Source organism: Lactobacillus kullabergensis (assembly GCF_003151025.1).
In the GTDB taxonomy this organism is placed as follows: domain Bacteria; phylum Bacillota; class Bacilli; order Lactobacillales; family Lactobacillaceae; genus Lactobacillus; species Lactobacillus kullabergensis.
On the sequence record NZ_CP029477.1, the window covers coordinates 1,674,740 to 1,694,015 of the forward strand.

The window sequence follows — 19,276 nt, forward strand, 5'->3', positions numbered from 1 at the left end:
ACAATAAGGTTACAATAATAATACCAGTAAGTAAAAAAGCCCTTTCAACTTCACTATACTTGAAAGAGCATATCTGCAATTTTATAATTTTTAAAATATAGAACTAGAGTTTAATTAATCTAAGATGCGTTTAGCAGCGGAGGGATAGAAATAGGCACTAATTGATTGCTTTAAAACACCTTGACTTGGGGTAGCTGCATGAACAAATTGGTTATCTCCAACATAAATGCCAACATGATAAGGTGCAACAGAAGAACCCCAGAAAAGCAAATCACCTTTCTTTAATTTTTTTAATGAAACCTTTTTACCCTGTGCTACTTGAGAATAAGTGGTTCTTGGTAAAGTTTTATCTCCAGCTTTTTTATACACATATTGTACTAAACCGGAACAATCAAAAGAGTAAGGACCTGTAGCACCGTATACATAGCCTTTACCTACCTGTTTTTTGGCTAATTTAGCTACAGCTGTCCGTTTCTTAGTTACACTACTGGCACTGACATCATTTGCAGTGGCAGCACTAACTACAGTTACACTAGTTGTACTAGTGAAAAACAAAGCAATGAAAGTTATTAACTTAACTAATCTCTTTGAGTGTCCGTGTTTCAAAATTAAACTCTTTTCTAGTTCATAAGCAAAACTTTTTAATTCCAACAAATGATAATTAGAAATCATTCGCCCTATTTCTTCGACATTTTCTATAATACTCATTTAATGTTACACATTTGTTTCAAATGAGCTACAAAACGTTAAGAATTTTATTTTGAAACGGGTATTTTTTACAAAAGTAATTTAATTAGTTCGGTGAGTTTCTAAGACTTGTAACAATGGTAAGGAGTTCTTTTTCAGTCTGCTGCCAGTTATCATTAATTAATATGTGAGCGTCTTTTTTCAAGTTATCAGGTAATACATTTAGCTCGCTGCCACTTAATCGTTCTTTAATTTTATGCGGATCATCACCCCTTTTTAATAAACGCTCAGCAAGCATCTCTTTAGAGCTGGTAGTAATATATAAAAAATAAACTTGCTTATTGATTGCAGCCAAATATGAAGCAGCTCCCTTAATATCAACAATCAAGGATACTACATCATGGTTCAGCCAGGCTTTCTCTAATGCTTCTCTGCTCGAACCATATTGATATGAGCCATATTTAACGTGCTCAAAAAAATGCAGTTTTTTAAAACTGGCATCAGTTTCAAAATGATAAGATCCCTCTGGGCTTTCTCCTGGTCTAATTGGCCTGGTAGTATGAGTCAAGACTCTGGGAATATCAAACTTATTTGCTAAGTATTCTGAAACAGTAGTTTTGCCTGCACCACTGGGGCCAGCAATTAAAATTAATTTTTGCAAAATCCAGGCTTCCTTTACTTGAAAACAATTCGCTTTTATAATAATATCTTTCTATTATAATGAAACATGGGTAAGAGAGGAAGTAAAACTTATTATGAAAAAAGCAGATGTGAAAGCAGATGACATTCTTAGCGCTAAATCTGAAGAAGAACTGAACAAACCTTTTTTAGGTAAAGTAGAAAAAATTTACGAAAATTCTGCCCTGCTAAAAATCATTGATTATGATCCTACTGACAGAACTGCAGTTAGTGATCTTAATCAAAAAATTGTAGTGAATTTTAAAAACTTGAAAAGCATTCCTAAAAAGAAGATCAAAGAAATTCAAGCATTGGCCAAAAGTGATGTTAAAGTAGAAAAAATTAAAAAAGCTGCCAAAGAGAAAGCAAATACTGACAAGAAAAAAGATTAACAGCTATTTTTTAATTAAGAAACAGTGAATAAAGATTCACTGCTCTTTTTTTTTGCTGCGTTTTTGCCTAAAATTAAAACATGAAAATATTTATAATATGGAGAAAAAAGTGAAAGAAAAAGCAAGAAATGTCTTATTTTGGTTCATTTTAATACAACCGTTTTTAGATTTATATTGGTTTTACCATGGTACTCTGGCCAATATTTTACCATTTACTTTGCCCACAATTATCCGTATTTTGGCTGTGGCTGTACTGGTTTGTCTTTACTTTAGCTCGAAAAACTCCTGGCAGAAACTATCACAGGAAAAATTGCTGCTATTCTATATTGTTCTTTTAGCCATCTATTCAGCACTTCATTTAGTGCACGTGCAGCACTTTACCAGTGTCAGCCCCAACAATTACGGCTATACTGCGAGTGGGGAAATCTTTTATTTAATTAGAATGATGCTGCCCTTAACAGTTCTTTATTTAACTAATGAATTAAATTTTAGTCAAAAACAACTGCAATTGGTAATTGAAGGTATTTCAGGACTTTTTTCAGGCACTATCGTTCTTTCCAATCTTTTTGTTATTTCTCTTAAATCTTATGAAACAGGAACTATCAGTGCCAATATTTTTGAATGGTTTTTTAATCCTAATATTGGCTATTCCCATATGGCTTCTAAAGGTTTCTTCAACTTTACCAATATGATATCGGCCGTTCTCTTCATGTTGCTACCGCTCATGCTCTACTATCTTTTTACTTCATTTAGCTGGCATACGGTTTTGCTAAATGTTGTGCAAGCTCTGGCAATGATCGAGATTGGTACTAAAGTAGCAGCAATTGGCCTAATTGGTGGCATAATTATTGGTCTTATCCTGTTTGGTCTACATAAATATTTGATTAAAGATGTAAAAAACGGTGGTAAGGCATTTTTAGTTGCAGTCCTAATTGAAGTAGGATCTCTGGTGATTTTGCCTTTTGGCCCTGCAATTCAGCGTTACAATTATGAAATTTATTTAGCCAAACAATCTGACCACGACTTAACTGATGAAAAAAAGGAGCTGGCTGCGGGCTTACAAAAATATCCCAGTGGCGAAAAAAGAGCTGAATTTTTACGTTACTTCATTAAGAAAAATTATCAGGAATATGCTCTCAATCCCAAGTTTGTTTTCAAAAGTTACCCGTACCAGTATGATCCAGAATTTTGGCTCAAAATTATGAATGAACCGGGTCAAGCGCGGATGGAAAATCGCCATATTGAAAAAGCAATGCTTAATCAAGTAGTCAAAATCAATAACAACAAGCTAGATAAATTTTTGGGCATTTCGTACATTCGAGAAAATAATATTTTTAATTTAGAACGCGATTTTACCGCCCAAATATATTCTTTAGGCTGGCTCGGAATGCTCCTGTTTGTCGGACCATATGTGGCAGTTTTATTTTATGGAGCATACAGGTGGCTAAGATATAAGTCAGCACGCACTTATTTAGTCAGTTCTTTAATTGTTGCCAGTGGCTTCATTCTGCTAGCTGCCTTTTCTTCTGGTAATGTAGTCGACTTCTTGACTGCCAGCTTTATTCTCGCTTTTGTCGAAGGAAATCTCCTGGTTCAAGTTCGTAAAAAGGAAGCAATACAATACAAAATTGCGAATTTATCATAAGATTCAATTTTAATTAAGGGGCTCATGTCGCTATCGGACTCGGTCCCTTTATTTTTACCTTTATTAACTTTTTTGACCATTAGAAAACCCCGAAATTTATCCAATTTCGGGGTTTAAACTAAGTTAGTTGCTTAAATTTTATTTTTTATTTCTCTTTGATAAATGATGAATCTGGAATTCTAATTAAATAGTAGCGAGTCGCATTATGACCAGCATGCATACCAATGCCATTCTGCCATACCTTTTTATAATCGGCCGTATAAATTGCAACATAAGCACGTTGATACTTACGGTCCATTTTCTGTAGTTCTTTTTTATCATACGGAATTTTTGCAGCATTAAGGTCTAAGGGACTTTTGCCATATGCAACAGTGGCAAAATCGCTGGATACTTTGATCTTCTTACCTGGTCTATAATAGGTAAAAGTCTGAGTGCTAATTCTTTTCTTTTTCGAATTAATCGTAACGTAACTTGAATTACCTTCCCCGGTGTTCATGACAATAGGTTCGTAAGTAATATGCGACGTAATTTTACTTGTATCCTCAAGGTCAGGATTGTCCAGTATAGTTTTGTTAAACAACCATACAATACCTACTATTAAAGCAACCACTTCAATAATATCGATTAAAAAATTTGGCCAGCTAAACTGCCTGTGCTTCTTGATAATCATAGTAATTCGGCGTTTGCGAATATTTTGCACAACAAAAACTAAATAAAGAATAACAATTACCCATAACAAAACTCCAAGTAGATTCCAGCTAACCATAACGGACCTCCTGCTTCTTTTTCCATTATATTGTAAAAAGTATCTTTTGAATAGCTGAGCTTAAAAATAGTATTATTAACGCAATAATTAAAAAACTTTTACCTGTTAAAAATTGAATATTTTTATTTAGTCTTTTTAGTAGTAGTTTTCTTAGTTTTTGCAGTATTTTTAGTGGCAGGCTTTTTTTTGGTCGAAGATGAAGTCTTTTGATATTCACGGACCTGCTTAATTTTTTCCTGCATTGCATCTGACAGTCTATCTGCAATTTCTGCTTGATTTTGTTCAATCTCTTCTTCTGTCGCTATTTGATCAATTCTAAACCCTGATGCATTCAAATATTCTGATTGTGTCTCAAAATATATAGCAACAGGATATTCTTTACCTTCTTCGAAGAAATTAGCGATCTTTTTGTAATTGCTATAAGGCAAATTAATGATATTGCTTTCCAAAGCAAAGACAACAGGCCTCTGTCCGCTTATTTCAAGTGCAACATGACTTAATGAACTATGTTTAAGTGCTGCTCTAGTTTCTGTAACTAATTTAGTCGCCAGCTCATGCATTCTAGCTTTTGACTTGCTAATGTCTGCATATTTAACAGTTTCTAAGTCTTCAATATAATCTTGTTTTTCTATTTTTGCAGTTAAATCTTTTAAGCTTATTTTCAAATTAAAAACCCTTATCTAAATTTATTAATTTTTATCAGTCTTTTATACGATACTCAAATTTTTGTTTAAAAACAATTTTTTTATTTCTTTTAAAAATATTTTTTAAAAAACACTTTTGCTAGTCAATGTTAATTTAAAATATCTAAAAACCGTTTTTATCCATAGAAAACCACTATTAAAGCAGAATTTTTGCTAATATTAAATAACACTTTGCTCTATAAAATTTTAAAAAAGCGTTTTTATAAATTATTATTTAAAAAACTTGGCCATATCTACTTTACAAGCGTTTTCACATAGAGTAAATTTAACATGTAACTAAAAATTTTTCACTAAATTTTTTAACTGAAAGGTAGACGAATATGTCAGATAAAGTTTACACAGATTATTTCTATAATTCCGAAGATTTTGATAAAAATCACGAAATGGGATACAAGGATCTTCATATTCCTGAAGGTGTTGAAGCTCAACCTTTAATTGTTCCACCAGTATTAGAGCCTGATAAACAAGAAAACAATGATGTTTGGTACACAATTGAGTCCCAAGAAGGTGACTTCCAATTTTTGCCAGGTAAAAAGACTCATACTTGGGGCTACAACTTCCCAGTTCTTGGTAAAACTATGGTTTTGACCAGAGGTCAACACGTTCACGTAACTTTGAAGAACAGCTTGCCAGAATTAACTACATACCACTGGCATGGTATGGAACTTCAAGGTCCTGGTAATGATGGTGCTTGCCACTCACCAGTTTATCCAGGTGAAGAAAAGCATATTGACTTTACTGTTAAGCAACCGGCAGCCTTAACATGGCTTCATGCTCACCCATGTCCATCAACAGCCATGCAAGTTTGGATGGGTCTGGCAATGGGTGTCGTTATTACTGACGCCAACGAAGCTAAGTTGCCAATTCCTAAGACATACGGCAAGGACGAGTTCCCAATTATTTTACAAGACCGTATTTTCCACGAAGATAATCAATTTGACTACAAGGCAGACTACAACGCAATGGGTATCTTTGGTGATACTCCAATTATCAACGGTGTCGTTCGTCCATACGTTGATGTCACTACCCAAAAAGTACGTTTGCTCTTCTTAGGTGGTTCCAACCGTCGTGAATGGCGCCTGCACTTCAGCGATGATTTGGTAATGACCCAAATCGCCGGCGATGACTCATTCTTGGAGCACCCAGTTAAATTGACTAAAGTCTTAATTGGACCAGGTGAGCGTCAACAAGTAGTTGTTGATTTCAGCAATTACAAAGAAGGCGATGTTGTCAACCTTTACACTGATGACTTCAAGTTGGTTGAATTCAGAATTCACAGCTATGAAAAAGATGACAGCGTAATTCCTGACACATTGTTCAAACCATACGATCCAGTTGTTAACCCTAACTCACCAATTCCTCATGTTACTATGGACAACCACAACATGATCAACGGCAAGTTGTTCTCAATGGAAAGAATTGACATGAAGCAGGAATTGATGAATGCTGAGTACTGGGATGTAACTAACACAAACGATAAAGTTAACGGCATGTTGCACCCATTCCACACTCACGGTGCCCACTTCTTGGTTGTATCACGCAACGGTAAAGAACCATATCCAAACGAAAGAGGCGTTTACAAAGACACTATCGAAGTAGCACCTCAAGAAACGGTTCGCATAAAGGTTTACTTCCAAAACACAGGTGTGTTCATGTACCACTGCCACATTATTGAACATGAAGACGCTGGTATGATGGCTCAAATTCAAATAGTTGATCCAAAAGAACCAGACAAGAAATATCATTTGATGGACATGGAAACTTTGACTAAGGCATTCGCCGAAGAAAGAGGAGTACCTGAAGACGAAGTCTTCTGCCCAGGAATGGACGTTGAAGGTATGGCAGTTAAAGGTGAAGATCACAGTCTTGATGCTTTATCAAGCGCAACTCACCACTAATTACCGCTTTCAATAAAGAAAAAATAAAATTTAGCAAAATCGCTCATTAATTTGAGCGATTTTTTGCTTTTAATAATCATCCTATGTTTAAATAGCTTTATGAAAAAGAAAAGATTTTCCTTTAAAGCTATTTTGATATTACTATTGGTTATTTTTTCTCTAGGTTTAGTCTATACAATCTTTAATTCTACAGGTGTTAAAGACCGCTATGATTGGTTAACCTTGAAATCATCCCAGAAGTTAGATGTTCCTTTAGAAAATCAGTATCCGGATTTGCCCAACGGCTGCGAAGTGACTTCTCTTTCGATGCTTTTGCGCTATTATGGTGTTAAAGTTAATAAACTCGATCTCTCAGAGAATATTAAGCACGTTTCTTCATATACGGATGATGGCAAATACCGCGGCAACCCTCATGTTGGCTTTGTTGGCTATATGAGTCAGGCTAATGCTGGCTGGTGCGTTTATAATGAACCGCTAGAACAAGTCGGACTAAAGTACACTAGTCGTATTAAGAATTTCACGAACCATGATTTTATCCAAGTAATAAAATTGGTTTCTGATGGTCATCCAGTTTTAATTATTACTACCACCAATTTTAATCATGTTGGCGACATGCAAACGTGGCAGACAGCTCAAGGTGAAGTTCATGTGACTCCGTCTTCACACGCTTGCGTTATTACCGGCTTTGATAAAAAGGCACGAATCGTTTACGTTAATGATCCCTTTGGTCATAAAAATAAGAAAATACCTTGGAAAAACCTGGAAAAAAGTTATAACCAGCAAGGTAAACAAGCATTATATTTAAAATAAAAAAGAGCAGATTCAATTAAGAATCTGCTCTTTTTCAAATCGAGGCCCGTTAAAATTAACAGGTGACTACTTCTGTTCACATCAGGTTGGTCAATCACCAGCACTTCCCGTGCCTGCCACTTAAGGCGGGTGTCCTCACACAAATACGCATCTCGCGTTTTTGTCGACTCGCATTAATTATTATACTTATCTGAGTAACGTTTGTAAAATTTTTTTATTCTGAAGAAAATTTCCACACACATATTTGATAAAAGCATCCCCAAAGCAATTGATCCTGTGACAATTATTACTCTTAAAACTGCATCATTTGCACCCCTAAGGTTGCCGGATGTTAATTCACGCACAGCCTGGTATGCTGGAACACCTGGCACTAAAGGCACAATCGCAGGGATATAAAAAACTGTAGCCGGGCATTTTTTCATTCTGGCAAAAACTATCCCTAAAATACCAATCGCAAAAGAGCCAAGTAAATTGGATAATAACCGACCCATCGACGCTCTCATTGACAGCCAATAAATAATCCAGCTAATAATTCCACTCACGCCGGCCAAATTAAGTACTCGTCTTGGGACATTGATTGTTAATGCAAAACAGGCTGAAGCCAAATAGGCGAAAGCAACATTAATTACTATTTCTAACCAAAAAGGCATTTTCTAAGCTCCTAAAAATTTTAAGACAATACCAACTCCGCCGCCCAATGCAAATGCTGTAAGCAGAGCCTCACAAATTTTCACCATTCCTGAAAGAATGTCACCTTTAAATAAGTCTCGCAGTGCATTTGTCAAAGCAAGACCCGGAACTAAAGGCATCAGCGCACCAGTTAGAATATGGTCAATAATCATTTGCGGAAAAAGTTGAACTAAACCGGCTGCAATAACCGTCATAATCAAGGTTGCAACAAGTTCAGCCAAGAATTTAACGTTAGTAAAACGTTTAAAATAATAAAATGAAAGAAATCCTATAGCTCCCACAATAGCCGCAGCAGGAAAATCAATCCAATCATAATTATTCATGAACAATACCATGAGCGTTGCACTTAAAATTGCGGCTCCAATCGTCTGCAGCCATATGGGAAAATTGGGATAATCACCCTTTGCCATCTTGGTAACTTCTTTTTTAACTTCTTGCAAAGTTATTTTTTTATCTGCAAAAGCACGGGACAAAGAATTGATACGGTCAACTAGTTCAAGGTTGATATTGCGCTCATGTACAAGTGTGCTCTGGCAATAGTTACCATGATCCAAGCTCATAAAAACACCCGTTGGTACTACAAAAACACGTGGATCCGGTTCACCAGCACTTTTGGCAATGCGCACCATCGTATCTTCAACCCGATACATTTCGCTTCCGCCTTCAATCATTAATTCACCGACAGTTAAGCAGGTCTCAAGCAAATCTTGGTAAAACAATTCACCTGGTCTAGCATTCATTTTTCACCTCAAAGTTTATTCATAGTCTCAATATCAATAGTTTTATCAACCCAATTGCCTTGGAAAAAATCACGTTCATGGCTAACGATAATTACTCCTCCCGGAAATTTAACGATAGCCTGTCTTAATGCGTCTTTAGAATCCCGGTCCAAATGATTGGTTGGCTCATCCAAAAATAATAAATTTGCCGGTTCAAATAACATTTTTGCCAGTTTGACTTTTTCCTGCTCACCGCCTGATAGCTTTTTCAAAGGGCTCATTGCCTGTTGAGCAGTGACGCCCAATTTTGCCAAAGCCCCTCTTAATTCTTTGGGTTTTGTGCGTTCAAAGTTTTCCTGCAAATATTGCAAAGGCGTCATGTTATTATTTGGCCAAGTTAATTCCTGTTTAAAGTAAGCAATTTTAGCAGTTTCAGACAATTTATAGGTACCAAAAATCGGATCAAGTTGTCCCAGTATGGTTTTTAAAAGCGTTGATTTCCCAATACCATTAAAACCGGTAATAGCAACTTTTTCATTACCTCCAACAGAAAAATTGAACGCTTCTTTGACTAACGCCTGATCATAGCCAATTACTAAATCCTGTGTTTGCAATAAAAGATTGGCTGCTGTAGCCACATAAGGAAATGCAAAGTGAGGTTTATGGTTATTTTTAGGTGGATTCAGTACATCCATTTTTGCAAGTTGCCGAGCACGTGATTTTGCACTTTTTGAACGGGTACCAGCCTTATTTTTACGAATATAAGCTTCTGTTTTGGCAATTTTACGCTGCTGGTTAGCATAAGCCTTCATATACGTTTCCCGATTAGCTTCTTTTTGACGCATTGCCTGTTTTAAAGTACCTGTATAACGTGTAATTGTGCCGATATCTATATCAATGATACAATTGGCAATTCTGTCTAAAAAGTCATAATCATGGCTAACTACGATAAAAGCACCGGCAAAATTGTTCAAATAGTCAACCAGCCAATCGATATGAGAAACATCAAGATAGTTGGTCGGCTCATCTAGCAGCAACACATCTGGAGTCTGCAAAAGCAACTTAGCCAAAATAATTTTTGACCTTTGACCTCCTGACAATTGACTCACATCATGATCATACCCCAGTTCTGCCAGACCTAATCCAGATGCAACTCGTTCAATTTCGGTATCAATATTATAAAAATTATTTTCTTCCAGGTAGGTTTGCATCTTACCAGCTTTTTCTAATATAGAGCTATCACCCTCAGCTGCATACTTTTCATATAAAGAGTTTAACTCTTTTTCCTTATTATAAAGTGATGCAAAAGCCGTACGTAAAAACTGGCGAATTGTCACCCCTGGTTTCAACTTGGCATACTGATCAAGGTAACCAATTGCAATTTTGTTTTGCCATTTAATTTGTCCATCATCAGGTAATATTTCACCAGTTAAAATTTTAATCAAGGTCGATTTGCCAACCCCATTTTGACCAGTCACGCCCATATGATCTTCTTTGTTAAGTACAAAACTGGCATCTTGATATAAAGTTTTATCTTCAAAACCTTGTCCCAAATTTTTAACTGTTAGTATGCTCATTATGCATCTCCCTAAATATCATTATAAGTTGTACAAAATAAAGTAAAACTATCTTTAATCTTTTGGCTTGGTTTTGCTAATATGCACAATAAAAAAGTGGGCTATTTGCCCACCTTTTCGTCATTTTCTTGTTCATATTTCTGCAAGGAATCCAATACTTTAGGCCAATAACGCTTAGGTAAAATCAACTGCAATTTATCATTATATATTGGAAAATCGCTTGCTTTCATGCCAGTAATTTTAGCTAAATCTTTATTAGATAAATGATGTTCACGTGCAATTCGTTTAATTTCAGCAGAAGCATGACCGCGAAACCATGAAAAAGCAAAGAAAAATAAGGCAAATATGCTTGCTGCTAATACAGAAGCAGGTAAATTCCAATGAAATGTGCGTAAACAAATGAATACTATAGCAATAAAAGCAATAAAGGCTGATATTGTACTATAAACAGCTATAAATGCAGATTGCTTACGCATATTTATTATCCTCCTTTACCAAGCACAGTTATTGACCTGCAGAATTATCTCCACTTGTTCCAATTCCTGAGGAATTGCCATTTGACTCATCAGTTACTACTGAACGGTAAATCTGATAATTAGTAAATGGTCTGGGATCTTTCCACTTAATATTATTGTTCTGCTCATTTAACTTATTGAGTTTCGTTTCATCATTATCCAATACTTTTTTATCCAAGTCAAGATTGGTACGTATCTTGTCAGAAGCCTTTTGAAGCTCTTTAGTTGATGCTACCTGAATAGATGCTCCATCAATCCAAGCATCATGCCCCTGAATATAACCACTGGCAATATTCTGGGAACAGCCGCGGTAAGTCAGAGCTAAGGCTAACATATCATTAAACGTAAGATTAGTTTTGACATATTTTGAAAAGATCTTAACCAACTTGCGATAATTGGTAATTGAGTCAACTGAAATAGCTTTATGAACTACAGCAGTGATAACCTGTCTTTGACGCATTTGCCTGCCATAATCACCTCGAGGATCATCATGGCGCATTCTAACATATGCTACAGCATGGCGTCCGTTTAAGTGCTGTTTTCCTTTATGAAAATCACACCAATCATATGAAAACTTGAACGGCACTTTAACGTCAACTCCACCAACAGCGTCAACCAGGCTTTTTAGAGCTTTCATATTTACTTCCACATAGTAATGAATGGGAACACCAATTAAAGCTGAAACAGTTCTCATTGAAGCAGAACTGCCACCAATGCCGTATGCCGAATTAACCCGAAACATATTGTACTTATTTCCAGGATCACCTAAAATATTAGCGAGAGTGTCTCGAGGAATTGAAGTCATTGTCGACTTATTTTTAGCAGGATTTGCTGTTGCCAAAATCAAAGTGTCAGAATTACCTTTATCATGTCGTCCTTCAAGTCCCTGATCAACTCCGAGAATTAAAACAGAAATCGGCTGTCTGTTGGCAATTCTTGCAGATGTGGCATAATTGCCACCATTGCCATCAATTGCACTGTGCAAAGCAAAATACATGTGTGCTACCCAAGCTAAGCCAAAGCTGACACACAAAACAGTTGCAATACCACAAATCCGAGCAAAAACGCTGCCTTTAAAGGCTTTAGCAGGTTCTGCCAAAGCAATATTCCGATGAAGATTTAGGGAAGAATGCTTTTTGTGGTAATCTTCTCTGCGTTTTGAATTTGGATTCATTCCTCTATTCAAACCCTTTCGTAGTTTTCCATCTATTATTTTTAACACTTTCAAACATGAATTAAAATAATATCAATTATAATTAATAATATCTTATTTTTTAATCTTTAGTATAATTTAATTAAATAGCTAAAAAGGAGAATTTTTATGTCAATTCCTAAACGTAATGAAGTCCCAGAAAATCTCAAATGGGATTTAACCAGGATATTTAAAACTGATAATGACTGGGAAGATGAATATACACTTGTCAAAAAAGAAATACCAGTTTTAAGCACTTTAAAAGAAAATTTTACCACTTCTGGTGCATCTTTATATAATGGTATTACTCAAATTTTAACAGTTAGTCGGAGACTGGAAAAAGTCTATTCTTATGCTACTCTTGCCAGTGATGTTGATACTGGAAATGCCCATTATTTGAGTTATGTAGCTCAAGTGCAAGGACTTGCAAGCCAGTTTGAAGCCGCTACTTCTTTTATGAATCCAGCAATTTTAAGTCTTTCAGCGGAAAAGTTGAGTGCTTTAGAACGAGAAGAGCCTAAACTCGGTAACTACAAGCATTTGCTTGATCAAATTACGAGGCTGAGACCATATACACTATCTGCACAAGAAGAAAAGCTAATTGCAGATGCTGGTGATGCTTTATCTGCTTCAGAAAACACTTATAACGTTTTAACCAATTCAGATATGGAATACGGTTATACTCAGGATGATAACGGTGAAATGGTTCAACTTTCCGATGGCTTATACTCATTGCTTATTCAATCCCAAAATCGTGAAGTACGTAAAAATGCTTTTGCTTCCATGTACGCTACTTACGGCCAATTTGAAAATTCCCTGGCAGCAACTCTTTCCGGTGCTGTCAAGGAGCATAACTATAGTGCCCGTGTTCATCATTATCCATCAGCTCGTGAGAGTGCAATGAATGCAAATGGCGTACCATTAGTCGTTTACGATACTTTGATTGATGAAGTCGATGAACACTTAGACCTATTGCATGAATATGTAGCGTTACGCAAACAGATTTTAGGCTTAAAGGATCTGCAAATGTGGGACATGTATGTTCCATTAACTGGTAAACCAGCATTGAGCTATACTTTTGAGCAAGCTAAAGCAGAAGCCAAAAAGGCATTAGCACCATTAGGAGAGGACTATTTAAAGCAGGTCGACTATATTTTTAATAATCGCGTAATTGACGTGGTTGAATCACAGAATAAAGCTACCGGAGCATATTCTGGCGGCTGCTATGATACAGATGCATATGAATTGCTCAATTGGGAGGACAATGTTGATTCATTATACACACTAGTTCATGAAACAGGTCACTCTGTCCACAGCATGTATACTAGGCAAAATCAGCCGTATGTTTATGGTGATTATCCTATCTTTGTTGCTGAAATAGCTTCTACAACTAATGAAAATATCCTGACAGAGTACTTTTTAAATCACATTTCGGATCCTAAAACGCGTGCCTTTGTCCTTAATTACTACCTGGATTCTTTCAAAGGAACCTTGTTTAGGCAAACGCAGTTTGCTGAATTTGAACAGCAAATTCACGAAATGGATGCAACTGGTGAACCATTAACGGCTGATCGTTTAGATGATATCTACGGTAAAATTAATCAGCGCTATTACGGTGATGCAGTAGAATCTGGTGGAGAAATTGCTAAAGAATGGGCCAGAGTACCTCATTTTTATTACAACTTCTATGTTTATCAATACGCTACAGGTTTTGCCGCAGCCACTGCCTTAGCAAACAATGTCGTTCATGGATCTACCGAGCAACGAAATGCCTATTTGAACTTTCTAAAAGCTGGCTCTAGTGATTATCCTGCTGAAATCATGAAAAAAGCTGGAGTTGATATGACGAAGCCTGATTATTTAGAAGAAGCTTTTAAAACTTTTGCCAATCGTTTAAGCGAATTTAGGAAAATTATCCAAAATAATTATAATTAATACTTGCATCTTTTAGTTACAAATAATATAACTGGTATGTAAATAATAATTTCTCACATCAAAAGCCACTCCTATTTTTAAGAAGTGGCTTTTTTCTGTTATAAAAATATTAATGATAGTCAAAAATCAGTCTAATGAGTTCCAAAACTGTCTTGCTAATTCTTGGTATAAACGACAGCCATCTAAATAAGCATTTACTTCTATATACTCATTTGGTTCATGATCAGTAGTTCCAGCTCCCGGTCCCAGAATAATAATAGGGAAACCTCCAGCTTGAATATATTCTGATGCATCTGTAGCAGCAGTCCCTGCAACAAATTCACTTGGCCTGCCAATTTCTTGCTCGACAACTTTTTGAGCCATTTTAGCTAATTTTGTCTGAGATTGGTCAGGTAAAGGCACCTCAGGAAAACTATATCTTATTTTTAGCTGAGCGCCATTTTTATTTAAATCAGCAACTATTTGTTCAAGTTCAGTATAAATTTGCTCATTGGGATATACTGGTGTCGTTCTGATATTGCCGGAAAGCCAAGCACTGTCAGGAACAGAATTAATTTGACTGCCACCCTGAATTTGGCTAACCACATGAGTAAAAGAGCCTAAAACCGGATCCTTTTTTTGATGACTGTCCATTAATTGTTGCGCTGCTTGTGCAAACTCAATCAGTGGCATTATAGCATTCTGACCTTTTTCTGGGGTCGAAGAATGAACACAAATACCTTTAGAATAAACGTAATAGTCAATAATACCCTTATGTGTCACACGTACGTCAAAGTTTGAGGGTTCACCAATAACAAGTCCATCCAGGTCAGAAGCATAGCCTTCTTTAGTCAACTGAGCCGCCCCATATTCACCGGTTTCTTCGCCTACAGAAGCTAAGAGTCTAATACGACCGGGCAGTTCTTTCTCACTATCAAGTAAATCAAGCATTGCAACAATCATTGCCGCCAGACCGGATTTCATATCACTCGCACCACGCCCAAATATTTTTCCGTCTTTCAAAACGGGCTTAAATGGGTCTGTATGCCAATTGGTCAAATTCCCAGCTGCAACAACATCTTCATGCCCTGAGAAGCCTAACAATGGACCATGATCTCCAATGGTTACTACCAAATTATCTCTGCCGGAAGAATAAGGAAGTCTGTGAATTTCTACTGGATATCCGCTAAACAATGCGGTTACATAATCAGCTATCTGGCTTTCATGATCATTTGCCGAATCTATCGCTAACAAGTCTGTTAATATTTTAGTTGCTTTCGCTTCTTCCACTTACTATCTCCTATCTAAGCCTCAAGGACTTTTGCCAAAAAGTCCTGCGCACGCGGAGTTTGTGGTTGAGCAAAAAATTGCTGTGGTGCAGCTTTTTCCTGAATATAACCGTCTGCCATAAACCACACTTCATCAGCTACATTTTTAGCAAAGCCCATTTCATGCGTTACAACTACCATAGTCATCCCTTTTTGTGCTAAATCCTGCATTACTTTCAACACTTCACCCACCATTTCCGGATCAAGCGCTGAAGTTGGTTCGTCAAAGAGCATTACTTCGGGATCCATTGCCAAGGCACGAGCAATGGCAACCCTTTGTTGTTGTCCACCTGAAAGATTGGTTGGAAAGGCTTCTGCTTTATCAGCCAAACCGACCTGATCCAACAATTCCATTCCCTTAGTTTTAGCATCACTGTCACTCATGCCCTTTACTTTCATAGGCGCTAATTTAATATTTTCAATAATATTCATATGGGGAAACAAGTTAAACTGTTGAAAAACCATTCCCATTCTTTCACGCAGTTGATCAAGCTGATCTTCACTTAAGGCAGTTAATTCCTTATCCTCAAAAATAACTTTGCCAGAAGATGGCTGATCTAATAGGTTCAGACAACGCAAAAAAGTACTTTTGCCAGCACCTGAAGGACCAATTAAACAGATAACCTGACCTTCATTTACTTGAGCATTGATGTCCTTTAAAACTTTATTATTGCCAAAATTTTTCTGTAAGTGCTCAACTCTAATTACGGGATTTGCGTTAGCCATGATTCATTTTCCTTTCAAATACTTTCATTAAGCTGGATAAGCCAAAAGTAATGATAAAGTATAAGATCATTGTAATTACCAATGGCATAACTCCACGATAGGTATCAGCCTGGACTACCCGTGACTGATAAATCAAATCTTTGACGCCTATTACCGAAACTATAGAACTTTCCTTGATGAGAGAAACAAATTCGTTTCCCAGAGCCGGCCAAATATTTTTCATTGCCTGTGGCATAATAACATAACGCATAGTTGCTGTCCGTGACAAGCCCAAAGAACGAGATGCTTCAGTCTGTCCCACAGCAATCGAATTAATACCCGAACGAATTACCTCTGCTACATAAGCTGCAGAGTTAAGGGAAACGGCAATTATACCCGAAAGTAAAGCTGGGATATTTACTACTACTCCCAAGCCAAAGTAAATAAACAGCAGTTGTACCATTAACGGCGTGCCCCGAATAAATTCTACATAAGCTGTCGCAATTGAACGTGCAATTTGATTGTGTCCTAAGCGCATAAATGCCAGTATTGCACCTAACAAAAAGCCAAAGAAAACTGATATAGCAGAAATAAGTAAGGTGTAACCAACTCCCGCTATAAAGAAGTCTTTATACGCCCACATCGAATTAGACGCTTTGACTTCCTTTTTTGTCTTACCGGCGGTTAAATATTTTCCAGCTTTGGGTAAATATTCTTTATCTATTAAATCTTTTTGCTTAATCTCCGCTATTGATTTATTTGCAGCTTTAACTAAACTATTGGCTCCTTTATGAAAAGCAACAGAAGTAGCGGATGACTCTGTCTTAAGGCCTGCCGGAATAACCATAATCCCGTCCGTATTTTGAGCAAAAGCTTCGGCTGTCGCCTTGTCAACTGAAACTGCATCAACCTTATGCGTTTTTAATCCTAAAACCAAGTCGTTATCTTTATCCATGGTTTTCAGTTTGACATTTTTGGCTTGATTTTTGATCATTGTGGCCTGCATACTGCCAGTTTGAGCACCAATTGCTTTGCCGGCAAAAGACTTATAATTATGATATTTGCCTTTATCTTCTTTTCTTATCAGTAATTTTTGCTCACTTTTATAATATGGCTGACTAAAGGCAACGCTTTTTGCCCTCTTAGGCGTCGCGTTCATTCCGGCAATGACCATGTCAATTTTACCTGTCTCAAGACCCACTAAAAGAGAGTCAAAGTCCATTGACCGCACAACAAGCTTAACACCCATATCATGGGCAATTTTTTGCCCTATTTCAACATCCATACCAACTATTTTTGATTTGCCCTTAATATTTTTGACAAATTCGTAAGGAGGATAATCTGGACTAGTCCCCATGACTAGTTCACCTTTTTGTTTGACTCTTCGTAGATAATTGTCGGTTCTTTGTTCAGTTTGTCCTTTATCAGCGGCTGCTGCATTCTGGGGTAACAGGGTTAACATTATAAATGCTATCAACAAAGTCTCAAGCAATTTCCACGCTTTCTTCATAATTTTCCTCCATTAATAATTTTATTATTACAATTATAAAGATATAAAAATTAAATTACAACTATTAATTAAAAACAATCATTTTTTAAGCAATAAAAAAAGCTCTGCACATTAGTTAGAGCAGCTAATATATGCAGAGCGATTTGAATACTTAAGCTTTTAAATTAACTATGCTTGAGAAGCACCAGTTACAGCGTCTGAGTCATCTTCTTTTAATTGATTCTCAGCTGTTACAGGATATGGCTTAACTCTTGTAGGATCAGTATTTGACTTCAAGTTGTCGGCAGTGTAATTAATATGAGTAATCTTGGCGTGTTTAACATCTTCAATTGTCTTGCAGCCAGTCAATTGCATATCAATTAATAATTCTTGGTTCAATTGCTCAATAACTGATTGAACGCCCTTAGCGCCACCAAGTGCAAGGCCGTATAAGTATGGACGACCAACACCAACCATATCGGCACCAAGTGCCAAAGCCTTAAAGACATGTGAACCACGACGAACACCTGAGTCAAAGACTATTGGTACACGATGGTTAACAGCTTTAGCAATCTCCGGCAACATATCAATAGTAGCAGGACCGCAATCAACTTCTCGACCACCATGGTTGGTAACATAAATACCATCAGCACCAGCGCCCATAGCTAAATATGCATCCTCAGCACAAACAACGCCTTTAACAAAGACAGGTAAACCAGACATTTCCTTAATGCGTCTAACATCTTCTGGTCCGATTTTTTGGGCTGAAGAAGCATACATCTGCGCTACAGTTTGGCCCTCACCCTTTGCTCCTTGGTAACGAGTAAAGAAGTCTAGTGGAACAGGATAGGCAAACTTAGTTCTGAGGTTAGCTTCACGAAAGCCTGATACCAAAGCATCTACTGTCAGGAAAATGCCCTTGTAGCCAGCTTTTTTAACTGCATCAAAGACCATCTTGTTGAAGCCCCAATCTTTACTGAGGTAAAGTTGGAAGAAACGTGGTGCGTTTGGAGCTGCTGCCGCAATCTCTTCTACACTCTTATTAGCATAAGTACTTGATGCAAACAAGGCTCCAGCTGCTGCTGCACCCTTTTGAGTAGCAATTTCTGCATCTTTGTGGGCGATACCATGGCAGGCAATAGGTGAAATCATTACAGGTGTCTTTAATTTCATACCCATAAATTCAGTATCCAGTTGAGGACTATCCATATTGGTCAAAGCACGTGGGACAATTTGAAAGTGATTAAAGGCAGTGGTGTTATTACGCCAGGTCCACTCATTTTCTGAACCTGAAGCAATATAGTAGTATGCACCTTCTGGCATAACTTTCTTTGCACGCTCCTCAAGCTCATCGAGGTTAATCATCTTTAGTGTTTCGTCACGATCACTTTGGGGAAAACCATTATAATATGATGTCATTTTTAAGACTCCTTCTTTATTTAATATTTCCAACTTCTATTATACATGTAAATGCTTACAAAAGTTAGTGAAATTTAAAAATAAATGTTTAAATAACGGGATTCCCACTGTATATTTTTTCACAAAGTAAAGCAAAAATAATAATTAA

Annotated in this window: 18 protein-coding genes; 5 read left to right on the forward strand and 13 right to left on the reverse strand. The window is 36.8% G+C overall.

Features of this window, described 5'->3' with window-relative positions; genetic code table 11:
* Positions 1–114: 114 nt before the first annotated feature.
* Both DKL58_RS07980 and DKL58_RS07985 read right to left on the reverse strand, forming a co-directional pair.
* The gene (locus DKL58_RS07980) at positions 115–708 is read right to left on the reverse strand and encodes a C40 family peptidase (RefSeq protein WP_233560917.1); all 594 of its coding nucleotides are present in this window, start codon (positions 706–708) and stop codon (positions 115–117) included.
* Positions 709–793: 85 nt separating this feature from the next.
* Positions 794–1,348, reverse strand: a complete 555-nt coding sequence (locus tag DKL58_RS07985) for a guanylate kinase (RefSeq protein WP_109586734.1) — start codon at positions 1,346–1,348, stop codon at positions 794–796.
* Between the two features lie 94 nt (positions 1,349–1,442).
* On the opposite strand from DKL58_RS07985, the gene DKL58_RS07990 reads away from it, so the two are divergent.
* The gene (locus DKL58_RS07990; protein ID WP_109586735.1) at positions 1,443–1,757 is read left to right on the forward strand and encodes a DUF2187 domain-containing protein; all 315 of its coding nucleotides are present in this window, start codon (positions 1,443–1,445) and stop codon (positions 1,755–1,757) included.
* 109 nt (positions 1,758–1,866) lie between these two features.
* Positions 1,867–3,402, forward strand: a complete 1,536-nt coding sequence (locus tag DKL58_RS07995; protein WP_109586736.1) for an O-antigen ligase family protein — start codon at positions 1,867–1,869, stop codon at positions 3,400–3,402.
* Between the two features lie 145 nt (positions 3,403–3,547).
* Here DKL58_RS07995 and DKL58_RS08000 read toward each other — a convergent pair whose 3' ends face one another.
* Both DKL58_RS08000 and DKL58_RS08005 read right to left on the reverse strand, forming a co-directional pair.
* On the reverse strand, positions 3,548–4,168 hold the full coding sequence (locus DKL58_RS08000) for an LVIS_2131 family protein (protein ID WP_045928608.1): 621 nt from the start codon (positions 4,166–4,168) through the stop codon (positions 3,548–3,550).
* A 122-nt stretch (positions 4,169–4,290) separates the two neighbouring features.
* The gene (locus DKL58_RS08005; RefSeq protein ID WP_109586737.1) at positions 4,291–4,833 is read right to left on the reverse strand and encodes a hypothetical protein; all 543 of its coding nucleotides are present in this window, start codon (positions 4,831–4,833) and stop codon (positions 4,291–4,293) included.
* 359 nt (positions 4,834–5,192) lie between these two features.
* Here DKL58_RS08005 and DKL58_RS08010 point away from each other — a divergent pair, with 359 nt between their 5' ends.
* Together DKL58_RS08010 and DKL58_RS08015 are read left to right on the forward strand one after the other, a co-directional pair.
* Positions 5,193–6,770: a multicopper oxidase family protein gene (locus DKL58_RS08010; RefSeq protein ID WP_109586738.1), complete on the forward strand. Its 1,578-nt coding sequence runs from the start codon at positions 5,193–5,195 to the stop codon at positions 6,768–6,770.
* 99 nt (positions 6,771–6,869) lie between these two features.
* On the forward strand, positions 6,870–7,580 hold the full coding sequence (locus DKL58_RS08015) for a C39 family peptidase (RefSeq protein ID WP_109586739.1): 711 nt from the start codon (positions 6,870–6,872) through the stop codon (positions 7,578–7,580).
* Between the two features lie 173 nt (positions 7,581–7,753).
* Here DKL58_RS08015 and DKL58_RS08020 read toward each other — a convergent pair whose 3' ends face one another.
* From DKL58_RS08020 to DKL58_RS08040, 5 genes are all read right to left on the reverse strand, one after another.
* Positions 7,754–8,230: a threonine/serine exporter family protein gene (locus tag DKL58_RS08020; RefSeq protein WP_045928612.1), complete on the reverse strand. Its 477-nt coding sequence runs from the start codon at positions 8,228–8,230 to the stop codon at positions 7,754–7,756.
* Positions 8,231–8,233: 3 nt separating this feature from the next.
* A complete protein-coding gene (locus tag DKL58_RS08025; protein ID WP_109586740.1) occupies positions 8,234–9,010 on the reverse strand; it encodes a threonine/serine exporter family protein in 777 nt (258 codons plus the stop codon).
* A gap of 8 nt (positions 9,011–9,018) precedes the next feature.
* Positions 9,019–10,566, reverse strand: a complete 1,548-nt coding sequence (locus DKL58_RS08030) for an ABC-F family ATP-binding cassette domain-containing protein (protein ID WP_109586741.1) — start codon at positions 10,564–10,566, stop codon at positions 9,019–9,021.
* A 101-nt stretch (positions 10,567–10,667) separates the two neighbouring features.
* Entirely contained in the window at positions 10,668–11,042 is a 375-nt protein-coding gene (locus tag DKL58_RS08035) for a hypothetical protein (protein WP_045928615.1), read from the reverse strand.
* A gap of 28 nt (positions 11,043–11,070) precedes the next feature.
* On the reverse strand, positions 11,071–12,255 hold the full coding sequence (locus DKL58_RS08040; protein WP_109586742.1) for an LCP family protein: 1,185 nt from the start codon (positions 12,253–12,255) through the stop codon (positions 11,071–11,073).
* A 147-nt stretch (positions 12,256–12,402) separates the two neighbouring features.
* Between DKL58_RS08040 and pepF the strand changes: the two genes are divergently transcribed.
* Positions 12,403–14,208, forward strand: coding sequence for an oligoendopeptidase F (pepF, locus tag DKL58_RS08045; protein WP_109586743.1), 1,806 nt, complete (start codon positions 12,403–12,405; stop codon positions 14,206–14,208).
* Positions 14,209–14,334: 126 nt separating this feature from the next.
* Here the strand turns inward: pepF and DKL58_RS08050 are convergent, their stop codons facing one another.
* The 4 genes from DKL58_RS08050 to DKL58_RS08065 all read right to left on the reverse strand — a co-directional run bounded on the left by DKL58_RS08050 (position 14,335) and on the right by DKL58_RS08065 (position 19,128).
* The gene (locus DKL58_RS08050) at positions 14,335–15,477 is read right to left on the reverse strand and encodes an ArgE/DapE family deacylase (RefSeq protein ID WP_109586744.1); all 1,143 of its coding nucleotides are present in this window, start codon (positions 15,475–15,477) and stop codon (positions 14,335–14,337) included.
* 14 nt (positions 15,478–15,491) lie between these two features.
* Positions 15,492–16,241, reverse strand: coding sequence for an amino acid ABC transporter ATP-binding protein (locus DKL58_RS08055; RefSeq protein ID WP_109586745.1), 750 nt, complete (start codon positions 16,239–16,241; stop codon positions 15,492–15,494).
* On the reverse strand, positions 16,234–17,730 hold the full coding sequence (locus DKL58_RS08060; RefSeq protein WP_109586746.1) for an ABC transporter substrate-binding protein/permease: 1,497 nt from the start codon (positions 17,728–17,730) through the stop codon (positions 16,234–16,236). Before DKL58_RS08060 ends, DKL58_RS08055 begins: the two co-directional genes overlap by 8 nt.
* A 168-nt stretch (positions 17,731–17,898) precedes the next feature.
* Positions 17,899–19,128 carry a lactate oxidase gene (locus DKL58_RS08065; RefSeq protein ID WP_109586747.1) on the reverse strand — a complete coding sequence of 410 codons (1,230 nt, stop codon included), beginning with the start codon at positions 19,126–19,128 and terminating at the stop codon, positions 17,899–17,901.
* Between the last annotated feature and the right edge of the window lie 148 nt (positions 19,129–19,276).